The sequence below is a fragment of the Vibrio sp. V30_P3S12P165 genome (assembly GCF_009904905.1).
Lineage (GTDB): Bacteria > Pseudomonadota > Gammaproteobacteria > Enterobacterales > Vibrionaceae > Vibrio > Vibrio fujianensis.
In genome coordinates this window covers 26796-48447 of record NZ_WXWH01000077.1, presented here as the reverse complement: position 1 = coordinate 48447, position 21652 = coordinate 26796, and the positions used below count along the sequence as shown (strand labels likewise).

Below are 21652 nucleotides of genomic sequence, written 5' to 3'. Positions count from 1 at the left end.
GATTAAGCGTCGTGAAGCTGGAACAAGCGGCGAGTAGAAATAACCGAGCGAATTTATGATCATAAATTCGCTCGTTAGTTAGATTGGATGGTCAGCATAGCATCGCTAAGGTCAACAGACCTTAGTAGGGGGCGACAAAAGTGAATGTCGCCGTGGCATGGTGTGATGATTCTGCGCTTAACACCTTAATGCAGAAATAATAGATTAATACAGAAATAATAGAAATCCGGCCCAGCTAATGATGAGTAAGATCCAAGGTAATATCATTCGTTTAGAGAAAGATGGAGATGAGGTCGCTGCGAATACAGGTACATGGTTATCATTTGGTTTTGCTGGCTCTTTCAATAATTTTTTACGTGCTTTATCTGCTTGTCGGCTTTTCTCTTTTTGCTGCTTCTTATATAACGCAATGCCTTTTTCTATGCCTTGTGCAATCAGTTTAGTTTGTTCTTTGGTTTGACCTGGTTTTTGCGTAGCTTTGGCGATTGACATCGCTTCTTGTTGCGTTTGTGGAGAGGGGACGGTGGTTTTTTTCATGGATAATCCTTCTATTTTCCCAGTAGATTAGCATGTTGTGACTCTTTTTCTCAAACGACAAGGCATTCAATTATTCAGCAAGCAACAGAGAATACCCCTCTCGTGGGAGTAGGTTATTTCTAATGATTACGTTAAAGTATTGACAGTGATTTTATCCATCGACCCAATATGATGCGTTATTCTTTTGAACATTATGATACACATGGTTACTTGAAGGCTTCTCTGTGGCTTTGGCTAGGGTGGCTATTTTTAGCTCGAGCTTGGGTGGTGTTAGTTCTGGCTAGCGTGAGTCGTGAACATGGCCCTACGATTCTTAGCCTTATCTACCCAGATACACAAATGCTCTACGTAGGGTTAGTGGCTGGGCTACCGAGCATGATCCTGATGTGGCTGATTCATTTAAGGCACATTAAACGTTGGTATGTTTGGCTTTGGGTTGCTTGGGGCCGAACGTTAACTTTGTTAACGCTAGTCATTCAAGGGGGACAAACACTCTACCATATTTATCTGCAACACGGCGTTTTTCAGTGGGCTAACGCTTTGACATTATTAATTTTATTATGGTTTTTCTTGTATCTTGCTCGTAGTCAGCGAGTAAAAGACTGCTTTGATGCTTTCTCATCTTCTGCGCATTTACCAGGAGAGGGATGCAGAGTTGCAGAGAAGCTATGATCGGCATCAAAACCATAGATTATCTTTCGATTACACTGTGTAAAAAAGCAAAGTGAGGATGCCTTATGTCAATGCCACAGTCAGCCATTTTACCAGATGCAGAGCCGTTTGCTCTGTACAGCATTTTGAAGATTAAACAACACCATGCAAAGGTACTGGAACAATTACAAGCACTTCCCGCATTAGTGGAGGAGATTAATCGTACACAACCAGGGGCGGAACTGACGTTATCTCTGGCCTTTAGCAAGCCATTCTGGCAGCGTGTAAATGCTCCAATGCCTGAAGAGTTAATCGATTTTCCTGTGCTTGGTGAAGGAGAAATACAAGCGCCAAGTACCGATGTAGACGTGCTCATCCACTGCCATTCCAAACGGCATGATCTGCTGTTTTATGTCATGCGTAAATGTTTAAGCCATGTGGCTGATGCGGTTGATGTGGTCGACGAAACTTATGGCTTCCGTTATCTCGATGCCCGAGATATGACCGGTTTTATCGATGGGACAGAGAATCCAACAGATGAACAGCGTCGAGAGGTGGCGATTATTCCTGAAGGTGAATTTGCAGGTGGTAGCTATGTGATGGTGCAACGCTTTGTGCATAATTTACCTGCTTGGGACAGGTTGAACGTGTCGGCACAGGAAAAAGTGATTGGCCGAACCAAGCCAGACTCCGTTGAACTCGAACAGGTACCCGCAGCCTCGCATGTTGGGCGCGTGGATATTAAAGAAGAAGGTAGGGGGCTGAAAATTGTTCGCCATAGCCTCCCCTATGGGACGGCCAGTGGTGAACACGGCTTATTATTCATTGCTTACTGCCAAACACTGCATAATTTTAAGGTAATGCTGGAAAGCATGTATGGTGTTACCGATGGTAAAACGGATCAGTTATTACGCTTTACTCATGCCGTCACAGGGGCGTATTTCTTTGCGCCATCACAAGAGATGCTAGCGGCATTAACGATTCAGTAGGTTCCGTATTTTCCCTTCTTTCTGCCGGGCTTTCGTCCGGCATTTTATTTCAAGTTTTTTCATGAGTGGTCGATAACGGAGTTACGTCAAAGTAACCGTTAAGTGGGAGTGATCATACCGAATGTCAATGACGGTGAATACCAATGTTTCTGCGTTAATGACTCAGCGTCATCTCAATAACGCTACGGAAAGGCTAAACCAATCGTTAGAACGTTTATCTTCAGGTTTTCGAATTAATCGAGCTAAAGATGATGCGGCAGGGTTACAAATTACTAACCGTCTGGCGACGCAAATGCGCGGATTGGATGTTGCGGTGCGTAATGCGAATGATGGTATCTCTATCATGCAGACCGCTGAAGGTGCTATGCAAGAAACCACATCCTTGTTGCAGCGAATGCGAGACTTGTCGCTGCAATCGGCGAATGGTTCAAATAGCCATGCTGAACGGCAAGCTCTGCAAGAAGAGATGACCGCTTTGGATGATGAAATTAATCGCATTGCAGAAACGACCTCTTTTGCCGGAAGACGGTTACTTAATGGTTCATTTGGTCAGTCATCTTTTCAAATTGGCGCGGCATCTGGTGAGGCGGTTTCGCTTTCTTTAAAAAATATGCGTTCAGATACGTTGGATATGGGAGGCTTTAGCTATCTCTCAGCCCGATCAGTTAATGCTCAATGGGTAGTGAGCCAAGCACGTCGAGATTTGACGATCGACTATCTTGATGCCTCAGGTAATAACCAGCAAATAACCGTACAAGCCAAGGCGGGAGATAATATTGAACAGCTTGCCACTTATATTAATGGGCAAACTGAATCTCTTTCGGCTTCGGTCAATGAGCAAGGACAATTGCAACTTTATATGCCAGGGCAAGAAACGGCGGGTACGTTATCATTCAGTGGAGGCTTGGCAGATGAACTACAACTTGGGCTTGATGGTTATGATTCTGTGCATGATCTCGACATTACCTCGGTGGGCGGAGCTCAGAAAGCGGTGTCAGTGTTAGATACCGCGCTACAGTATGTCGATAGTCATAGAGCCGAACTGGGTGCTCTGCAAAATCGCTTTAGTCATGCGATAAATAACCTAGAGAATACACATGAAAATCTAGCGGATTCTCATCGTCGAATTAAAGACACCGATTATGCAAAAGAAACCACCCAGATGCTCAAGCAGCAGATCCTTCAACAAGTCAGTGCGTCTATTCTTGCGCAGGCTAAAAAGCAACCCAATTTAGCTTTAACCTTACTCAATGGATAAATCAAACGGCAATTATCGGCATTAAGCGACAAATCTTGAGTCGAACATATGAGTTTTATTTAAATTTTTCATCGCGTTATCCATTGTTATCATGCAGATGCTTTTTTTTAAAAAAAAGACATTTTTTCCTAAAGCTTTTTTCTCCCACGCCGCTAAGAGAATAACTTTGAGAGAACTACCTTGGTTTTACGAGACGTCGAAAACCGGAAATATCGGAAAATCAATTGGAGAAACCACCATGGCAGTGAATGTAAATACCAACGTATCAGCGATGACCGCACAACGTTACCTAAATAGTGCCAATAGTGCGCAGCAAACGTCAATGGAGCGTCTATCGTCCGGTTTTAAAATTAATAGCGCTAAAGACGATGCAGCAGGCCTGCAAATTTCTAACCGTTTGAATGTACAAAGCCGTGGTTTAGATGTTGCGGTGCGTAACGCGAATGATGGTATCTCAATGGCGCAAACCGCCGAAGGTGCGATGAATGAAACCACCAACATCCTACAACGGATGCGTGATCTATCGCTACAATCGGCCAACGGCTCTAACTCAAAATCTGAGCGTGTTGCGATTCAAGAAGAAGTCGGCGCACTTAATAAAGAGTTGAACCGTATTGCTGAAACGACCTCATTTGCCGGTAACCGACTACTGAATGGCACGTTCCAAACTAAAGCATTCCAAATCGGCTCGCAAAGTGGTGAAGCTGTGATGCTCACCATGAAAGATATGCGTAGCGATAATGAAATGATGGGCGGTAAGAGCTACGTCGCGCAAGACAGAGCTGGCGGTGAAAGCTGGAAAGACTGGCGTGCGGCCGCTGGCGATCAATTAACCATCACGATTAACGGTGCAGCCGACCCGATCACCATTGACGCAAAAGCGGGTGATGATATTGAAGAACTTGCTACTTACATCAATGGTCAAACGGATGCGGTACAAGCTTCTGTTAATGAAGAGGGTAAGCTACAAATTTTTGCCAGCAATAAAGATGGCGTAGAAACGGTCGCCTTCGGTGGCGGTTTAGCAACCGATTTGGGGATGTCTGGCCCATCAGATGTCACAGTCAATGACATTGATGTAACCACGGTGGGTGGTGCGCAAGAAGCGGTGGCGATTGTCGATGCAGCGCTGAAATATGTTGACAGTCACCGTGCAGAACTGGGGGCATTCCAAAATCGTTTCGGACACGCCATTAGTAACCTTGACAACATTAATGAAAATGTCAATGCATCGAAGAGCCGGATTAAAGATACCGACTTTGCGAAAGAAACGACGGCCTTGACCAAAGCGCAAATTCTTGGACAAGCCTCCAGCTCAGTCCTTGCGCAAGCGAAACAAGCACCTAATGCGGCTTTAAGCCTATTAGGTTAATGAAAAGAAAGAAATAACACAAAAATCCAGCTTCGGCTGGATTTTTTTATACCTAGGGTCTGTTGACCTTTCGCGATTAAATTTTGTTCGAGTAAAACGCTTTTAGCCGAATCCTTCGGGCAGCATTTGTGCCTCCTTTCTGCGGCGTTATCGGCTTCTCAGGTAGAGCCACTACATTTCAAAGCCTCTGTCTTGTATAAAGAAACCACAAACTGCTGTAAAAATTAGCTCGAAAGGTCAACAGATCCTAATATTCGATCTTCAATTCGTCGTTGATCATGAATTCATTGATCAAATTCAGGTCATACACCATATTTGATATGTTGATTCTGATCACGCTTTTGTGTTTTAGAGAAAAAAACAAAAAAATAAGGCATTTTTTGCTAAAGGATATCTAATCTAGGCCGTTAAAGGATACGAGAGAAATGAGGTGTTTGGACGAGAGGTGAGAGACTCGGAAGAACACTAACAATCGCCTAAGGAGATCATACTATGGCAATTAACGTAAACACTAACGTTTCGGCGATGACCGCACAACGTTACCTCAATAATGGGGCGGCGGGTGTGCAAAAATCAATGGAACGCCTGTCATCCGGGTACAAAATAAACAGTGCGCGAGATGATGCAGCAGGCTTACAAATCTCCAACCGTTTAACATCGCAAAGTCGAGGTTTGGATGTCGCAGTACGAAATGCCAACGATGGTATTTCGATTGCACAGACTGCAGAAGGGGCGATGAATGAAAGTACCAATATCTTACAACGTATGCGAGATCTGGCCCTTCAATCATCAAATGGTTCTAACTCTCGTTCAGAGCGTCTCGCTATCCAAGAAGAAGTCGGCGCATTGAATGACGAGCTTAATCGTATTGCTGAAAGTACTTCTTTTGGTGGTAACCGATTGCTGAATGGTACCTTTGGTAGTAAATCTTTCCAAATTGGTGCTGATTCGGGCGAAGCGGTGACATTAACCATGGGCAGTTTGCGTTCTGATACGGCTGAAATGGGCGGAAAAGCTTATCGTGCGACCGCTGGACAGGCCGCTGACTGGTCTGTTTCAGCAGGCGCAACCGACCTTACCTTGAGTTATACTGATAAGCAAGGGGAAGCACAAAACGTTACTATTAACGCTAAAGTGGGTGATGATCTTGAAGAAGTCGCGACTTACATTAATGGTCAAAATGATGATATTCAAGCATCCGTTAGTGAAGATGGTAAACTACAGTTGTTTGCTTCGTCGCAGAAAGTCACGGGTGATGTCACCATTGGTGGTGATTTGGGGACTGAAATTGGCTTTGGTGCAGGGCAAGACGTAACGGTCAAAGATATTGATGTTACGACGGTGGCAGGCTCACAAGAAGCCATCGCCTTGCTTGATGGTGCTTTAAAATCGGTAGACAGCCAACGTGCACAATTGGGTGCGTTCCAGAACCGTTTTGGCCATGCAATTAGTAACTTAGATAACATTAACGAAAATGTGAATGCTTCTCGTAGTCGAATTAAAGATACCGATTACGCGAAAGAAACCACCGCGATGACTAAGTCACAAATATTGCAACAAGCCAGTACCTCTGTTTTGGCTCAAGCGAAGCAGTCACCATCTGCAGCTCTTAGCCTGTTGGGGTAATTTCAGGTTAAATGAGTAACATGGGTAACTAAATCAAGGTTGAGTTATCTATAAGAAGGTGGAAGGGAGATTGTTATGGAAGTTCCATCCTACACATCGAACATCCAGCCTTACGGCTCGCAAAGTGGCATTAAATTTGCTTCGGAAAACGAGAGCGTAAAAAGTGCTTCTTCAAAAAATGGTTATCGTTCGGTTCGAGAGTCTGAAAAGGCTCACGAACAAGTTTCAGAACAACTTAAACGCAGTCAACAACAAGCGTTAGAGACAGCCATAAAACAGACCCATGAGCGGGAACGTTTAAATGAAGAGCAACGAGTAAAAATCCTTGAACGAATGGATGAGTTTGTTAATTCGATCAATAAAGGATTGTCGTTCAGAGTCGATGAAGAATCCGGACGGGATGTGGTGACGATATATGAAGCCGCGACTGGCGATGTTATTCGTCAGATCCCAGAAGAAGAAATGCTTGAAGTTTTGCGACGTCTTTCTCGTGAGCAACACCCAAAATCGGGGTTGCTGGTGATCAAGGCGTAATCGTATTGTTGAGGTGATTGGATGAGTTTAGGCCCAATGGGAATGAACACTGGTTTTGATATCAATAATGTTGTCAGCACCATTGTCAATGCCGAGCGCGTGCCCAAGCAGCAGAGCATTGATAATAAGCGTAATGATATTGATACCAGTATTAGTGCCTATGGGCGACTTAGAGAGTCGCTGGATACGATGAAACATCTCATGGCGAATTTTCGTCAAGAGAAAGCGTTCGCTGTGCGCAAAGTTGACACATCGAACGATAACGTAATATCCGCAACAGCAAATACGGAAGCCATGGCGGGTAAATACGCTGTCGATGTGCTGCAGCTTGCCCAAAACCATAAAGTCGCCTCGGAAGTCATTCCAAGTGAGACTAAGTTTGGTCCGGGTAAGCTGCAAGTTTCTTTAGGTTCTAAAAGTTTTACCGTTGAAGTTACGAACAATGCTACGTTGAGTGATGTTGTTCGTGGCATTAATAATCAAAAAAACAATCCCGGTGTGCGTGCTTCGATTATTAATGACGTACAAGGGCCACGCCTGATTGTTGCTTCTAACCTTTCTGGCGAGAAAAATCGCCTTTCAATTCGCGCAGATGCTGAATCAAACAACGCACTAAAACGCTTAGAATATAAAACGCTCGAAGATCGTATTAAAGATTTAGAAGCCGCTCGCGCCCAAGCTCAGCAGTTACTTGCATCTTTAACGCCAGAACAACAAAAGGTAGCCGCCAAAGTAGCCGATAAACTTGGTGAGGCAGCGCGAGAGCTTGATGAACAAGTAAAAACTCAAACCGAACAGCTCGCCGATAAAGTGGCGGGGGAGGAAAGTTCAGAAATCAAAGTCGCTGAACAGGTTAACCGGTATCTAAAGCCAGAAGAGCGAATTCCTGGCTGGACAGAAACCGCTTCAGGCACCTTATTAGATTCTTATTCTGAACCCGAGCCTGAACTTGATGATAAAGCGTTAGCCAAAGCGCCTGATGTACCAGGATGGAGTAATACTGCTTCAGGAACATTAACCGACTCTTATGTCACGCCGAAAGAAGCGCAAGCCAAGCTTGATGCCAAACTAGCGCGTGAAAAAGCCGCTATTGATGAGGCGGTAAAAAGCGGCAAAATAACGCCGGAAGAGGCTAAAGCTGCGCAGCGTGCCAAACTTCCCGTTGAAGAGCGTGACGCCCTGGAAGCTATGGAAAATGTTCAACGTGAACTAAAATCAGCTCAGGATTCTTTTGATGCATATCAGGGCATGATTCAAGTCCAAGCTGGGCAAGATTCTCAAGTATTACTCGATGGTATTGCCACATTATCCAGTGATAATAATGTGATTGAGAATGCCATTGAAGGGGTCAACTTAACCTTGAAAGGAAAGACTGACCCGGGCCAAACCCCTACAGCAATTGATATCGAGTATGATCGTGATAGTGTTCGGCAGGACATCGAGCAATTTGTCGCTTCCTACAACCAGTTTTATCAGATAAGTAAAGAACTCTCTGGTGTTAACCCAAACACCGGTCAGGCAGGCCCGCTAGCGGGTGATAGTATTGTTCGTAGCGCAGATTCTCGTCTTAAAGCTGTATTTTCTTCTCCGATTGAACAAGCACCTGCCAATTTAAAAAGCCTGACAGAGTTTGGGATTACCACGACTCGTCAAGGGACGTTAGAAATCAACTATGCTATGCTTAACCGCCAGTTGAATACTAATTTTACTCAGCTTGGCGAGTTTTTTGGTGGTAACCAAGGCTTTGCTAAGCGAGTAGAAGATGCCATTCAAGGTTTGACGGGGGCAACTGGGTCTATCCGTAATCGAGAAAATAGTTTATCGGAACAAACACGTCGTTTGTCCAAAGATCAAGACGCGTTGGATCGCCGTATGGATGGCTTAGAAAAGCGAACCCATGCAAAGTTTTCAGCGATGCAAGACGCAACAGGGAAGATGCAGTCTCAACTTGCTAGCATGATGAATGCATTAGGTCAGTAATATGCAAACGACCCTTGAGCGATTATGTGATATCAATCGTCAAATCAAAAAAATATTGATGGCCGATGATATAAATACTGAAGAAATTATCTTGTTGGTCGATAAAAGAGAAACTGTGTTGGAAATACTGTTCAAGAATATGGCAGAAGATCCTTCATTTGCGCACTCTACTGAATGGCAGAGTGCTATTTTAGAGACACAACACCTTGTTGAACTGATGCAGCAAAAGACACAATCGATGGGGAATAACCTTAAAAAGTATCGATACGGTAATAAATCAGTTCAGCAATACAAAAAGTTTTTATAAGAGGAAGACTATGCGTGGTTCTTTACAGGCGTACAAAAAAGTATCAGTGGATAGCCAGCTAACGGCAGCCTCACCACATAAAATTGTACAGATGTTGATGGCGGGTGCGATTGAGCGTCTGATCCAAGGAAAGGCCGCCATGCAGCAAGGTAATATACCCGTTAAAGGTGAACGCTTAGGAAAAGCACTGGATATTATCATCAGTTTACGTAGTAGTTTATCGATGAAAGATGGCGGTGAAATCGCGCAAAACCTCGATATGCTTTATGAGTTTATGATCACTCAAATTTCTACGGCTAATCATAAAAACGACCCACAACCGATCGATGACGTTATTGATATTATCCGTGAAATAAAGTCGGCATGGGATCAAATCCCTGCGGAATATCACAATTTAACGGCTTCAGAGATTGGAATCTAAGATTTATCTTAATCTTTTAACCAATATCACACCTGATAATTGCTTGGTTGCCTTATTTTTTTAATTAAATAGAATAGAAGCCACTAACTAGCCAAGTGGCTTTTTTGTTGCTGAATTTCACACGTTGGTTATCCTTGCTTTGACTGTTTCATTTTGTATTGAGTCAAGTCCGTGATTTTCAAAGGTGTAAACACAACAATTTCAGAATTAAGGCAAATATTCTCACCTATGCAAGGTTTAGCAAAACTACTTGTCATTGAAGACGACGCTTTCGTTCGTCAAAGTTTCAGCACAATCCTAGAGTTCGTGGGGGAGCCGTGTGAAGTCATAGACTCCGCACACATTGATCGGATTGATTGGTCCGACGCTTGGGCTGGATGCATAGTGGGTTCGATTGACGCACCGTGTTTACCTGAATCGTTAAAAAACACCCTGTTTCATGCGAATCATATTCCGTTATTGGTGGCAAACCGACATTTTTTTTCTTTTGAATCTTTTCCTCAGTTTATTGGCGAATTGGAGTTCCCACTTAACTATCCACAGTTGAGCGATGCTTTGCGTCACTGCAAAGAGTTTTTGGGTCGTAAAGGTATTCAACTTCAATCGTCTACTGTCAGTAATACACTTTTTCGTAGTTTGGTTGGGCAAAGTCTTGGGATTCAAGAAGTTCGTCATTTGATTGAGCAAGTCGCCAGTACTGAAGCAAATGTGCTTATCTTGGGTGAATCAGGAACAGGAAAAGAAGTGGTGGCTCGCAACATCCACTATCATTCAGCTCGGCGACGAGGGCCTTTTGTTCCGATAAATTGCGGTGCTATCCCTGCAGAATTGCTTGAGAGCGAGTTATTTGGCCATGAAAAAGGCGCATTTACCGGGGCAATAACCGCTCGTAAGGGGCGTTTTGAGTTGGCGGAAGGTGGGACTCTTTTTTTAGATGAAATAGGGGATATGCCTGCCAATATGCAGGTGAAACTTTTGCGGGTTTTACAAGAGCGCTGTTTCGAACGAGTGGGTGGAAACACAACGATTAAAGCGGATGTCAGAGTAGTGGCAGCAACCCACCGTGATCTGGATCATATGATCAGCGAGCAACGCTTTCGAGAAGATTTATATTATCGATTGAACGTATTCCCGATAGAAATGCCAGCACTGAAAGATCGCAAAGAAGATATTCCTTTGTTACTTCAAGAGTTAATGACGCGGATGGAGGTGGATGGAGCCTCCCCGATCTGTTTTACCCCACGAGCCATCAACTCTTTAATGGAGCATGATTGGCCTGGTAATGTTCGTGAATTGGCCAATCTTGTTGAGCGTATGGTGATTCTTTACCCCAATAGCTTGGTAGATGTTAATCACCTCCCCACCAAGTATCGATACAGTGACATTCCTGAATTTCAGCCAGAACCGAGTCGCTTTAACTCGGTTGAAGAGCAAGAAAGAGATGTTTTAGCTGATATTTTTTCAGAAAATTTCAGTTTTGAACAGGACGGCGAATTCTCAATCAGTGGCCATTTCGATACGCCACAATCGCTTCCGCCCGAAGGGATTAACTTAAAAGAGCTATTAGCTGATTTAGAAGTCAATTTAATCAATCAAGCGTTGGATGCTCAAGGTGGCATTGTTGCGCGAGCTGCTGATATGTTAGGTATGCGTCGAACCACATTGGTTGAGAAAATGCGGAAATACAATATGCAGCGATAGTCAACTTGAGTGAGTCAATTTATTGACTGGTGTGTAATTGTATGAAATAAAAGAAAAATAGCCTGGCTTGCATATTGCATGTTAGGCTATTGTTGTTTTTTAGGTCAAATATTAGTGATGGATAACTTCATGCAGAAGCAGCATTCGCATCTAGACTCTTTAGAAGATCAAGTTGAGCGCTATAAACAAGTGCTGGATGTTATGCCCGCCGGGGTTATTTTACTCGATACTCAAGGGGTCGTGCGTGAAGCCAACCCAGAAGCACAACGACTGTTGCAAATTCCCTTATTAGGTGAAAAATGGTATACGGTTATTCAGGTTGCTTTTGCGCCTCGTGAAGATGATGGGCATGAAATTTCTCTGCGTAATGGCCGTAAGGTTCGTTTGGCTATTTCAGCGTCGACAACTGGGCAATTGATTTTGATCACCGATCTAACCGAAACCCGTTTGTTACAATCGCGGGTGAGTGATTTGCAACGTTTGTCTTCTCTTGGTCGGATGGTCGCCTCTTTAGCCCATCAGGTTCGTACTCCATTGTCGAGTGCTATGCTATACGCCTCGAATTTATCGTCCCCTAATTTACCGAGCGCTACTCGAGAACGATTTCAACATAAATTACTTGATCGGCTGCATGACTTAGAAAAACAAGTTAATGATATGCTGTTATTTGCAAAAGGAGGGGATAATAAAGTTATTCAGCCCTTCTCTATTGCAGATTTAGTTGCTGAGTTTTCTCCCATGGTTGAAACGGCTTTGAAAAACAATCAGATAGATTACGATTTGCAAGTTGAGCAGGAAGAAACAAAGCTATTAGGTAACGCTAATGCGGTCGCTTCAGCTATCAGTAACTTGGTGATGAATGCAATTCAAATTGTCGGAAAGCAAGCCCAAATTGATGTTTTTTTTCGACCGGTGAATGGTGAGCTGAAAATTTCAGTACAAGATAATGGCCCAGGAGTACCTGAAGCATTGCAGCATAAAATAATGGAACCTTTTTTTACCACTCGTTCTCAAGGAACGGGGTTAGGGCTTGCTGTTGTACAAATGGTTTGTCGTGCTCATGATGGCCGATTAGAGTTGATGTCACAATCCGGTGAAGGTGCGTGTTTTACGATGTGTCTTCCGCTTGAACGTCAATCCCAACCATCTCAATCAGATAGTGGAGAATGATCATGGCTCAAAATAAAGTCTTAGTCGTTGAAGATGATGAGGGGCTACGCGAAGCGTTGGTCGATACACTCGCGTTAGCTGGGTATGAGTGGCTTGAAGCTGATTGCGCTGAAGATGCATTGATAAAATTGAAAAGTCATTCTGTTGACATTGTGGTATCCGATGTACAAATGGCGGGTATGGGTGGTTTGGCTTTGCTCAGAAATATCAAACAACATTGGCCTAATTTACCGGTTTTGTTAATGACGGCTTATGCCAATATTGAAGATGCGGTTGCGGCGATGAAAGAGGGGGCCATTGATTACATGGCAAAACCTTTTGCGCCAGAAGTATTGCTGAATATGGTTAGCCGTTATGCCCCCGTCAAGTCTGACGATAATGGGGACGCCGTGGTTGCGGATGAAAAAAGCCTTAAATTGCTGTCGTTAGCGGAAAAGGTAGCAAAAACGGATGCTAACGTGATGATTTTAGGCCCTAGTGGTTCAGGTAAAGAGGTGATGTCTCGTTATATTCACAATACCTCTCCCCGCAAAGATGGCCCTTTTGTTGCGATTAATTGTGCGGCTATCCCCGATAATATGCTTGAGGCAACGTTATTTGGTTATGAAAAAGGCGCATTTACTGGTGCCGTCCAAGCGTGTCCTGGTAAGTTTGAGCAAGCACAAGGGGGAACTATTTTACTTGATGAAATTAGCGAAATGGATTTAAGTTTACAAGCAAAATTGTTGCGTGTTTTACAAGAGCGAGAAGTTGAGCGGTTGGGTAGTCGGAAAAGTATCAAATTAGATGTGCGAGTTCTTGCCACGAGTAACCGGGACTTAAAAGCTTATGTGCAAGAGAATAAATTCAGGGAAGACTTATATTATCGGCTGAATGTGTTCCCAATTACTTGGCCGGCTCTCTGTGAACGAAAAAAAGATATTGCCCCTTTAGCGAGCCATCTTATTGAACGACATTGTAAAAAGCTCGGTTTACCTGTTCCTAATATTTCAACAACCGCTATCGCTAAATTGCAGAGTTATCCTTGGCCAGGTAATGTCCGTGAGTTAGATAATGTCATTCAGCGAGCTTTGATCTTAAGTGAGCAAGCGGATATTGAACAGCAGCATATTTTACTCGAAGGGTTGGATTGGCAAGATGCTTCTGGCTTACAAGCGCTGGTTGAACAAGAAGATGAAAGAGCTAATCCTACAATCAAACCAGTGGCAGAAAGCGCCTCGTTGGTAAAAAGTGATTGTAGCCCGATTGGATTAGGTGATGAGCTTCGAGATCAAGAGTTTTCCATTATTATGGAAACGCTGGTCGAGTGTAACGGACGACGTAAAGAAATGGCCGAGAAATTAGGTATTAGCCCGCGTACACTACGTTATAAATTAGCGAAGATGCGTGATGCGGGTATTGATATCCCAGGTTAAATATCCGTTTAGCTCAGATTCCAAGTGGCATATTAATTGCTGCTTTATTAAAGCAGGATGTTAGAGTCAAAGAATTGGCACTCGAGGTTACCATGAAATTAGATAGCTTACACAGTGAAATGCAGGCCATGATGGTCGAAGCGGGTAATGGTCGGCCTGCCGCAACTGGACAAAAAGTTGGCGCTGATTTTGGCAATATGCTAACTCAGGCTATCAATAATGTGAACGGATTACAAAAAGCCTCCGGTGATTTACAAACTCGCTTTGATCGAGGCGATGAAGGTATTTCTTTATCGGATGTGATGATCGCTCGTAATAAATCCAGTGTTGCCTTTGAAGCGACCATTCAAGTACGCAATAAACTAGTTGAAGCGTACAAAGAACTGATGAATATGCCAGTATAACCACATAGGGTATGAGCTTTGGCTGAAGATAAAAAAACCACCGATCTGACACTGACCTCAGGTGGAGAGCAAGCGCTGTCGACCAGCGTTGATCTTGAGGGGGGTGCACAAAATCCAGATTTAGAAGAGAAAAGCTCTTCTAAGCTAGACTTTGCTATGGGCGATCTTGACCTTTTAAGACAGATTGTGTTGGTGTTATCCATTTCCATCTGTGTGGCCCTGATTGTTATGTTATTTTTCTGGGTAAAAGAACCAGAAATGCGGCCTCTTGGGGCTTATGATACTGAAGAACTGATCCCTGTATTGGATCATCTTGATCAACAAAAACAAGCCTACCGGTTAGATGGTAATACCATTTTAGTACCGAGTAGCGATTACAATAGCATTAAACTTAATATGGTTCGGGCTGGGCTAAATCAATCACGCAATACAGGTGATGATATCCTTTTGCAAGACATGGGATTTGGTGTTTCGCAACGCCTTGAGCAAGAACGTTTAAAACTGAGCCGTGAACGTCAATTAGCAAAAGCCATCGAAGAAATGCGTCAAGTTAATAAAGCGCGCATTTTACTCGCACTTCCCAAGCAAAGTGTTTTTGTACGGCATAATCAAGAAGCGTCCGCATCCGTTTTTTTAACTTTGCGTACAGGCACTAACCTAAAGCAAGAAGAAGTGGATTCGATCGTTGATATGGTGGCGAGTGCCGTGCCGGGAATGAAGCCTACCCGTGTGACTGTGACCGATCAACACGGGCGTTTACTTAGCTCCGGCTCACAAGATCCGATCTCAACGGCTCGACGTAAAGAACAAGAGCTTGAACGTCGTCAAGAGGAGAATCTTCGTAGCAAAATTGATTCGGTTCTTATCCCTATTTTAGGTTTAGGTAATTATACCGCACAGGTCGATATAGAGCTGGACTTTAGCGCGGTGGAACAAACACGTAAAGTATTTGATCCGAACACACCATCAACACGCAGTGAATATACCTTAGAAGATTACAATAACGGCAATGTTGTGGCTGGTATTCCGGGGGCTTTAAGTAATCAACCTCCGGCGGATGCTTCAATACCTCAAGATGTCGCTCAGATGAAGGATGGTTCCGTTCTTGGGCAAGGTTCAGTGCATCGAGAGGCGACGCGTAACTTTGAATTAGATACTACCATTAGTCATGAAAGAAGACAGACGGGCGTAGTGAATCGACAAACGGTCGCAGTAGCGGTAAAGAATCGTCCAGTCGTCAATCCTGATAATGGGCAAGTAACTTATGAGCCTTTAACAGAAAGTGAGCTTAACGCAATTCGTCAGTTGTTGATTGGTACGGTCGGTTTTAATGAAAATCGTGGTGATTTACTGAATGTATTGAGCATGCAATTTGCCGAACCCGAAGTTGAGCAATTTGCTGATGTGCCGATTTGGGAAAATCCACACTTTAATGATTGGATCCGTTGGTTAGCAAGTGCATTGGTGATTATTGTTATTGTGTTAGTACTGGTTCGCCCGGCAATGAAAAAACTGCTTAATCCAGCGGCAGATGATGATGAACAGTTGTATGGCCCTGATGGTTTACCTATTGGAGCGGATGGCGAAACGAGCTTAATTGGCAGCGATATTGAAGGAGGCGAGTTATTTGAATTTGGCTCTGGTATTGATTTGCCTAATTTACATAAAGATGAGGACGTATTAAAAGCGGTACGTGCTCTGGTCGCTAACGAGCCAGAACTTGCGGCTCAAGTTGTGAAGAATTGGATGCAAAATGCCTAACGATATCGAAGATAAAGACTCCGCAGACGGCATTGATATTGCCAACATTCCTGGAGAGGAACGCGCTGCTATTTTATTGCTCAGCCTTAACGAGGAAGATGCGGCGGGAATTATTCGCTACTTAGAGCCAAAGCAGGTTCAGCGGGTCGGTAGTGCGATGGCGAAAGCAAAGGATTTGAGCCAAGACAAAGTAACCGCAGTGCACCGCTCATTTTTGGAAGATATTCAAAAATACACCAACATCGGTATGGGTAGTGAAGACTTTATGCGTAATGCCTTGATTGCCGCATTAGGTGAAGATAAAGCGAATAACTTGGTTGATCAAATTCTGCTCGGGACTGGGTCAAAAGGCTTGGATTCACTGAAATGGATGGATCCAAGACAAGTGGCGAGCATTATTGTTAATGAGCACCCACAAATTCAAACTATCGTTTTATCCTATCTTGATCCCGATCAGTCTGCTGAAATCCTTGCTCAGTTTTCCGAGCGAGATAGGCTTGATCTGATGATGCGTATTGCTAATCTAGAAGAAGTTCAACCTTCGGCCCTAGCTGAGTTAAATGAAATCATGGAGAAACAATTTGCCGGTCAAGCAGGGGCACAAGCGGCGAAAATTGGCGGCTTGAAGGCGGCAGCCGATATTATGAACTACCTTGATAATAATATTGAAGGTCTGCTGATGGATCAGATGCGTGAACAAGACGAAGACCTCGCGACTCAGATCGAAGACCTTATGTTTGTGTTTGAAAACTTGGTTGAAGTTGATGATCAAGGGATTCAGAAATTGCTCCGTGATGTTCCACAAGATGTGCTACAAAAAGCTCTTAAAGGTGCGGATGAAGCCCTACGCGAGAAAATTTTCAAGAACATGTCAAAACGCGCTGCTGAATTGATGAAAGATGATTTGGAAGCCATGCCACCGATTAAAGTTTCAGATGTTGAAGCGGCGCAAAAAGAAATTTTGGCCATTGCTCGACGAATGGCGGACAACGGAGAGCTGATGTTGTCTGGCGGGGCGGATGAATTTTTATAATATATAAGGCCTGCGCATTAAGCTGGCCTTTTTATCGTTCGGTAAAGGTGTTTCATGACTGGAGAAAGAAAGCGTGGTTTTATCCGCTTAGGCTCTGATGCTACCGTTGAGCCCCCTAAAAAGTGGGGGTTGCCAGACTATTCTAGTGAACAGAATAAAAAAGCCAAACAAACGGCTTTCAACTACGATCCGGCATGGGTCCCAAGCTTTGATGAACCAGAGCCCGATCAACCTCAAACTCTGACTGATGAAGACATTGAATTAATTAAGCGCGCAGCCTATCAAGAAGGCCTTGAGCAAGGTCAGGCCGAAGGATACCAGCAAGGTTTTGAGCAAGGGAAACAAGCCGGTTTTGATGCGGGTCACCAAGAAGGGGTTGAGACGGGAGAAGCTGAAGGGTTAGCCGCCGGGCAATCACAAATTCAACAACAAGTTGAACACTTCTTGAATCTAGCGAACCAATTTGCCCAGCCATTGGAGTTGATGAATGCTCAAGTGGAAAAACAATTAGTAGATATGGTGTTGGCGCTAGTCAAAGAGGTCGTGCGAGTTGAGGTACAAATGAACCCTCAGGTGATTCTGGATACCGTTAAAGAATCGGTTGAAGCACTCCCTATAGCCGGGCATACGATTCATGTCAAACTGCACCCAGAGGATTGTGAAATCATCAGGCAAGCTTATGGTGAGCAAGAACTGGCGCTACGCCAGTGGACACTGAACAGTGAACCCGCCCTCAATCGAGGTGATGTACAAATCGAAGCGGGTGAATCGAGTGTTAACTACCGTATGGAAGAGCGCGTTCGCAGTGTATTACAACGTTTTTGTGGAACTAATCGTCACCAACAAGGACAAGAGTAATGCAAGCACTAGCCGAACGATTAGCACAATATAAAACGCAAGGCTTAACCTGTCGTCCGGTTGCTTCTGGAAAGTTGATTCGAGTGGTAGGATTAACTCTTGAGGCCACCGGATGCCGAGCTCCGATTGGGAGTTTGTGCTTAGTGGAAACTATGTCCGGCGAAATGGAAGCTGAAGTAGTTGGTTTTTCTGGCGATAGCTTATTCTTAATGCCAAGTGAACAAATTAATGGTGTATTGCCTGGTGCAAAAGTGACGCCGCTAACGGAAGAAGCCGGTCTCGCGGTTGGAATGGAGTTATTAGGACGAGTGATTGATGGCGTGGGAAACCCATTAGATGGACTGGGGCCGATTTATACCGATCAATACGCCACCTTTAATGCTCAGCCGATCAACCCGCTATTACGTAAACCTATCAGTGAGCCGCTTGATGTGGGCATTAAAGCCATTAATGGGTTATTAACTGTTGGTAAGGGGCAACGTATTGGCCTGTTTGCGGGCTCTGGGGTAGGTAAGTCGGTCACGCTCGGAATGATGACGCGAGGCACCACCGCTCAAGTGGTGGTGGTGGGCTTAATCGGTGAGCGTGGACGCGAAGTAAAAGAATTTATCGAAGAGATCTTGGGGGCCGATGGGCGTCAACGAGCGGTGGTGGTGGCCGCTCCCGCTGATGCTTCACCGTTAATGCGTTTAAAAGGCTGTCAAACAGCACTGGCGATTGCTGAATATTTCCGAGATCAAGGTTTAGATGTATTACTATTAATGGATTCATTAACCCGTTTTGCACAAGCTCAGCGTGAAATCGCACTATCGGTTGGTGAACCTCCTGCCACCAAAGGGTATCCGCCTTCGGTATTTGCAAAGTTGCCTGCGTTAGTGGAGAGAGCTGGCAATGGTGGCCCAGATCAAGGTTCTATTACGGCATTTTTCACCGTATTAACCGAAGGTGATGACCTTCAAGATCCAATCGCTGACGCTTCTCGGGCTATTCTTGATGGACATATTGTGCTCTCAAGGGAGATGGCTGATGCCGGGCATTATCCTGCCATTGATGTCGAAAAGTCCGTCAGCCGTGTGATGCCGCAGATCACTACTGACGAACATTTGTTGATGTCAAAAGCGGTACGGCAAATTTTATCCATTTGTCGTAAAAACCAAGATTTAGTCTCTATCGGCGCTTATAAACCTGGAACCGATAAGGCGATTGATAGTGCATTTACTTTAAAACCACGTCTAGAGAGTTATTTACAGCAAGAAATGAAAGAGTCAGTCCCTTACGATATGTGTATTGGTATGCTGAAAAATGTACTTAGCATGGAGTAAGTAGAGTATGGACAATGCGTTAGAATTTTTGTTAAAGCAAGCTCAAGAGACGGAAGATCAAGCTGTCATGGCCTTGAGTAACGCTAGAAGCGAGCTAGAGGGTTATTATCAGCAATTGAAACAGATTGAGCAGTATCGGTTAGACTACTGCCAACAACTGGTGCAACGTGGTCAAGCCGGGCTTACGGCTAGCCAATATGGCCACTTAAATCGTTTTTTAACTCAGCTGGACGAAACGTTAGCCAAGCAGCGGGGGGCTGAACAGCATTTCACACAACAAGTTGAAAATTGCCAACAGCATTGGATGAATGTTCGTAAGCAGCGTCGCTCTTATGAGTGGTTAATTGAGAAAAAACAAAATGAAAAAGAACGTTTACAAGCGAGACGTGAACAAAAGCAGATGGATGAATTTTCTACCCTTAATTTTAATCGTCAACGTCTGCGCTCTACCATTCGATAGTCGCGTTTAAATCGACATTTTGGCTCATTTATTGCATCGATTGCAGCCTACCATGCTAGATACGGTCAATACCGAACATGGCGTTTAGATGTTATCCACAATGTGAGCGGTGTGCATATGAATATCAGTCCAATCTCTTCAGTTGAGGAAAAACGCTTATCAGGTGCAGCAGCAACTGATGTTAGCCAAAAAAACAGTTTAAAAGAGGGTGAGACTGAAGAGGTTACTGGGTTTTTCGAGCAATTAGCTACACTTTTGTTTCGTTCTAATGGCGAAGCTGAAACCGAGGAACCTGAACTAGCAAGCTCATCAAAGTCCCAGAAAGCGATTCCTACGCAGCCGATAAACTTCGCTGATCCTGATGCCGTTAACCTCAATGATATTGAGCTAGAGCCGTTAGCCATACAATCGAGCAATGACGCCCTGCCAGCCATACTCGAGCTTGATACAGATTCGCTGGATGAAGCAGATCGCGCCACCACGAAAAATGAATCGGTAGACGAGCCGGTGACAACTGCACAAGTAATGAATGACGGTGATGAACTCCTTGGTCGTCTACAGCAAGCCAATCAAACTTTACTTACCACGAGCGGCAATAACTTGCCTAATCAATCGACTCAAGAGGAAGGGGCGATTGATTTTTCCACCGTCTCAAAGACTGAAGCTGAACCGTTAGATGAGACTGAGTTGCCCGATTGGAAAGGTGATGCCCCGCTCGATAAAGCTGTATTTGCTCACAGTGATATGACCGTCACCAAACAACCGATTGATGAATCAGAACAATTCGTCATACCAACGGCAGAAGATAAATCTACAGCAACAGCGCAAATGCAACAATTTACGCGAGAAAGTGAGCTACCTAAAAAAGAGCGGTTACCAAACCAGGAACAGTTATCAAACCAAGAACAGCTTGTCGCTTCTCCTGACGTTACAGCCAGCGGTGATGAACCAACGGTAGAATCTGTAGAAACTATCACGGCACTAGCTCAAGCCGATGGCCATACTCGCCATGAGTCGGCTAAGCCGAATGTTCCTCATGGCTTAGTTTCGCCTTCCCCATCTGCGGCTATTTCATCTCAGCCATCGGCTCATCCGGCTGCCGCGACCATGATGATGAACGACGTCCCTTTGACTAACAGCTCTGTCGGATCAGCTGCTGCAGCAACTATCGCTGAGTCAGTCCAATCGGTACCGGTGATGGATCCTAAAGTATTACAAGCGTCTCTACGGGGTTCGGTCATGTTAGCAAAAGAGAAGCAATCACTGGACTCCGAGCCGGGGCGCGAGCATTCATTTGCTCAGCAATTAGCCACCGCTGCAGGACAATCATCTGCAACTCAACCGACTGGATTGCGCCATGATCCAGCTATGGTTCAAGGTCAGCCATTACCTTTAGCATTAAATAAAGGAATCGTCGCAGATGAAATGGCCGAACGGGTGCAAATGATGATGTCGAAGAACCTAAAAAATATTGATATTCGTCTTGATCCTCCAGAGTTAGGTCGAATGCATATTCGAATGAATATGCATGGTGATGGGGCTAGTGTTCAGTTTATGGTGGCCAATAACCAAGCACGAGATGCCTTAGAGCAGTCGATGCCACGTTTGAGAGAGATGTTAGCTCAGCAAGGGGTTCAGTTAGCGGATACTTCTGTTCAACAACAGAGTGCAGGTCAACAGCAGCAGTATTCAGCCAACGGTAGAGAATCAGGAGGGTTGGCTGGTAAAGGCCCTTTGCTGGGAGATGAAAACCTTGAGTCAGACATCAAACTTGATTTGAATGTGGCAACAAAGCGTGATGGAATCAGTTATTACGCTTAAACTAATAAAACAATAACCGCATAGAGTAAACT

At 44.4% G+C, this 21652-nt stretch carries 19 protein-coding genes and 1 pseudogene; 19 read left to right on the top strand and 1 reads right to left on the bottom strand.

Translation table 11 applies throughout. The features are described from left to right. Window positions 1-204: 204 nt before the first annotated feature. The gene (locus CAG57_RS15110; protein ID WP_099611533.1) at window positions 205-537 is read right to left on the bottom strand and encodes a DUF2956 domain-containing protein; all 333 of its coding nucleotides are present in this window, start codon (window positions 535-537) and stop codon (window positions 205-207) included. 171 nt (window positions 538-708) lie between these two features. Between CAG57_RS15110 and CAG57_RS15105 the strand changes: the two genes are divergently transcribed. From CAG57_RS15105 to CAG57_RS16310, 19 genes and pseudogenes are all read left to right on the top strand, one after another. Further along, window positions 709-1209 (top strand): DUF2919 domain-containing protein, encoded by a 501-nt coding sequence (locus tag CAG57_RS15105; protein ID WP_099611663.1) that lies wholly within the window; start codon window positions 709-711, stop codon window positions 1207-1209. Window positions 1210-1274: 65 nt separating this feature from the next. Continuing rightward, window positions 1275-2177: a Dyp-type peroxidase gene (locus CAG57_RS15100; RefSeq protein WP_099611532.1), complete on the top strand. Its 903-nt coding sequence runs from the start codon at window positions 1275-1277 to the stop codon at window positions 2175-2177. A 121-nt stretch (window positions 2178-2298) separates the two neighbouring features. Further along, entirely contained in the window at window positions 2299-3435 is a 1137-nt protein-coding gene (locus CAG57_RS15095) for a flagellin (protein WP_161426975.1), read from the top strand. Between the two features lie 238 nt (window positions 3436-3673). Continuing rightward, entirely contained in the window at window positions 3674-4807 is a 1134-nt protein-coding gene (locus CAG57_RS15090) for a flagellin (protein WP_099611530.1), read from the top strand. Between the two features lie 492 nt (window positions 4808-5299). Next, entirely contained in the window at window positions 5300-6433 is a 1134-nt protein-coding gene (locus CAG57_RS15085; protein ID WP_099611529.1) for a flagellin, read from the top strand. 75 nt (window positions 6434-6508) lie between these two features. Then, the gene (gene flaG / locus CAG57_RS15080) at window positions 6509-6967 is read left to right on the top strand and encodes a flagellar protein FlaG (protein ID WP_099611528.1); all 459 of its coding nucleotides are present in this window, start codon (window positions 6509-6511) and stop codon (window positions 6965-6967) included. 21 nt (window positions 6968-6988) lie between these two features. Continuing rightward, window positions 6989-8947, top strand: a complete 1959-nt coding sequence (gene fliD / locus CAG57_RS15075) for a flagellar filament capping protein FliD (protein WP_161426974.1) — start codon at window positions 6989-6991, stop codon at window positions 8945-8947. A 1-nt stretch (window position 8948) separates the two neighbouring features. After that, the gene (locus CAG57_RS15070) at window positions 8949-9254 is read left to right on the top strand and encodes a flagellar protein FliT (RefSeq protein ID WP_161426973.1); all 306 of its coding nucleotides are present in this window, start codon (window positions 8949-8951) and stop codon (window positions 9252-9254) included. A gap of 10 nt (window positions 9255-9264) precedes the next feature. Beyond that, window positions 9265-9675 (top strand): flagellar export chaperone FliS, encoded by a 411-nt coding sequence (fliS, locus tag CAG57_RS15065; RefSeq protein ID WP_161430789.1) that lies wholly within the window; start codon window positions 9265-9267, stop codon window positions 9673-9675. A 228-nt stretch (window positions 9676-9903) separates the two neighbouring features. Next, window positions 9904-11376, top strand: coding sequence for a sigma-54 dependent transcriptional regulator (locus CAG57_RS15060; RefSeq protein WP_099611525.1), 1473 nt, complete (start codon window positions 9904-9906; stop codon window positions 11374-11376). A gap of 129 nt (window positions 11377-11505) precedes the next feature. Further along, a complete protein-coding gene (locus CAG57_RS15055) occupies window positions 11506-12546 on the top strand; it encodes a sensor histidine kinase (protein ID WP_425445506.1) in 1041 nt (346 codons plus the stop codon). 2 nt (window positions 12547-12548) lie between these two features. Next, a complete protein-coding gene (locus CAG57_RS15050; RefSeq protein ID WP_161427671.1) occupies window positions 12549-13961 on the top strand; it encodes a sigma-54-dependent transcriptional regulator in 1413 nt (470 codons plus the stop codon). Between the two features lie 92 nt (window positions 13962-14053). Beyond that, on the top strand, window positions 14054-14365 hold the full coding sequence (fliE, locus tag CAG57_RS15045; RefSeq protein WP_099611523.1) for a flagellar hook-basal body complex protein FliE: 312 nt from the start codon (window positions 14054-14056) through the stop codon (window positions 14363-14365). Window positions 14366-14383: 18 nt separating this feature from the next. Next, window positions 14384-16126 (top strand): flagellar basal-body MS-ring/collar protein FliF, encoded by a 1743-nt coding sequence (gene fliF / locus CAG57_RS15040; RefSeq protein ID WP_161427670.1) that lies wholly within the window; start codon window positions 14384-14386, stop codon window positions 16124-16126. Next, complete coding sequence (fliG, locus tag CAG57_RS15035) at window positions 16119-17159, top strand: flagellar motor switch protein FliG (protein ID WP_161427669.1); 1041 nt, start codon at window positions 16119-16121, stop codon at window positions 17157-17159. Before fliF ends, fliG begins: the two co-directional genes overlap by 8 nt. Before the next feature lie 54 nt (window positions 17160-17213). Then, complete coding sequence (gene fliH, locus CAG57_RS15030; RefSeq protein ID WP_161427668.1) at window positions 17214-18017, top strand: flagellar assembly protein FliH; 804 nt, start codon at window positions 17214-17216, stop codon at window positions 18015-18017. Next, a complete protein-coding gene (gene fliI, locus CAG57_RS15025; RefSeq protein ID WP_099611521.1) occupies window positions 18017-19339 on the top strand; it encodes a flagellar protein export ATPase FliI in 1323 nt (440 codons plus the stop codon). The genes fliH and fliI overlap by 1 nt, the downstream gene beginning before the upstream one ends. Window positions 19340-19346: 7 nt before the next feature. Then, window positions 19347-19799, top strand: a complete 453-nt coding sequence (gene fliJ, locus CAG57_RS15020; protein ID WP_099611520.1) for a flagellar export protein FliJ — start codon at window positions 19347-19349, stop codon at window positions 19797-19799. A gap of 1317 nt (window positions 19800-21116) precedes the next feature. After that, window positions 21117-21620: pseudogene (locus CAG57_RS16310) on the top strand (flagellar hook-length control protein FliK); the annotation flags it as partial. Window positions 21621-21652: the final 32 nt, after the last annotated feature.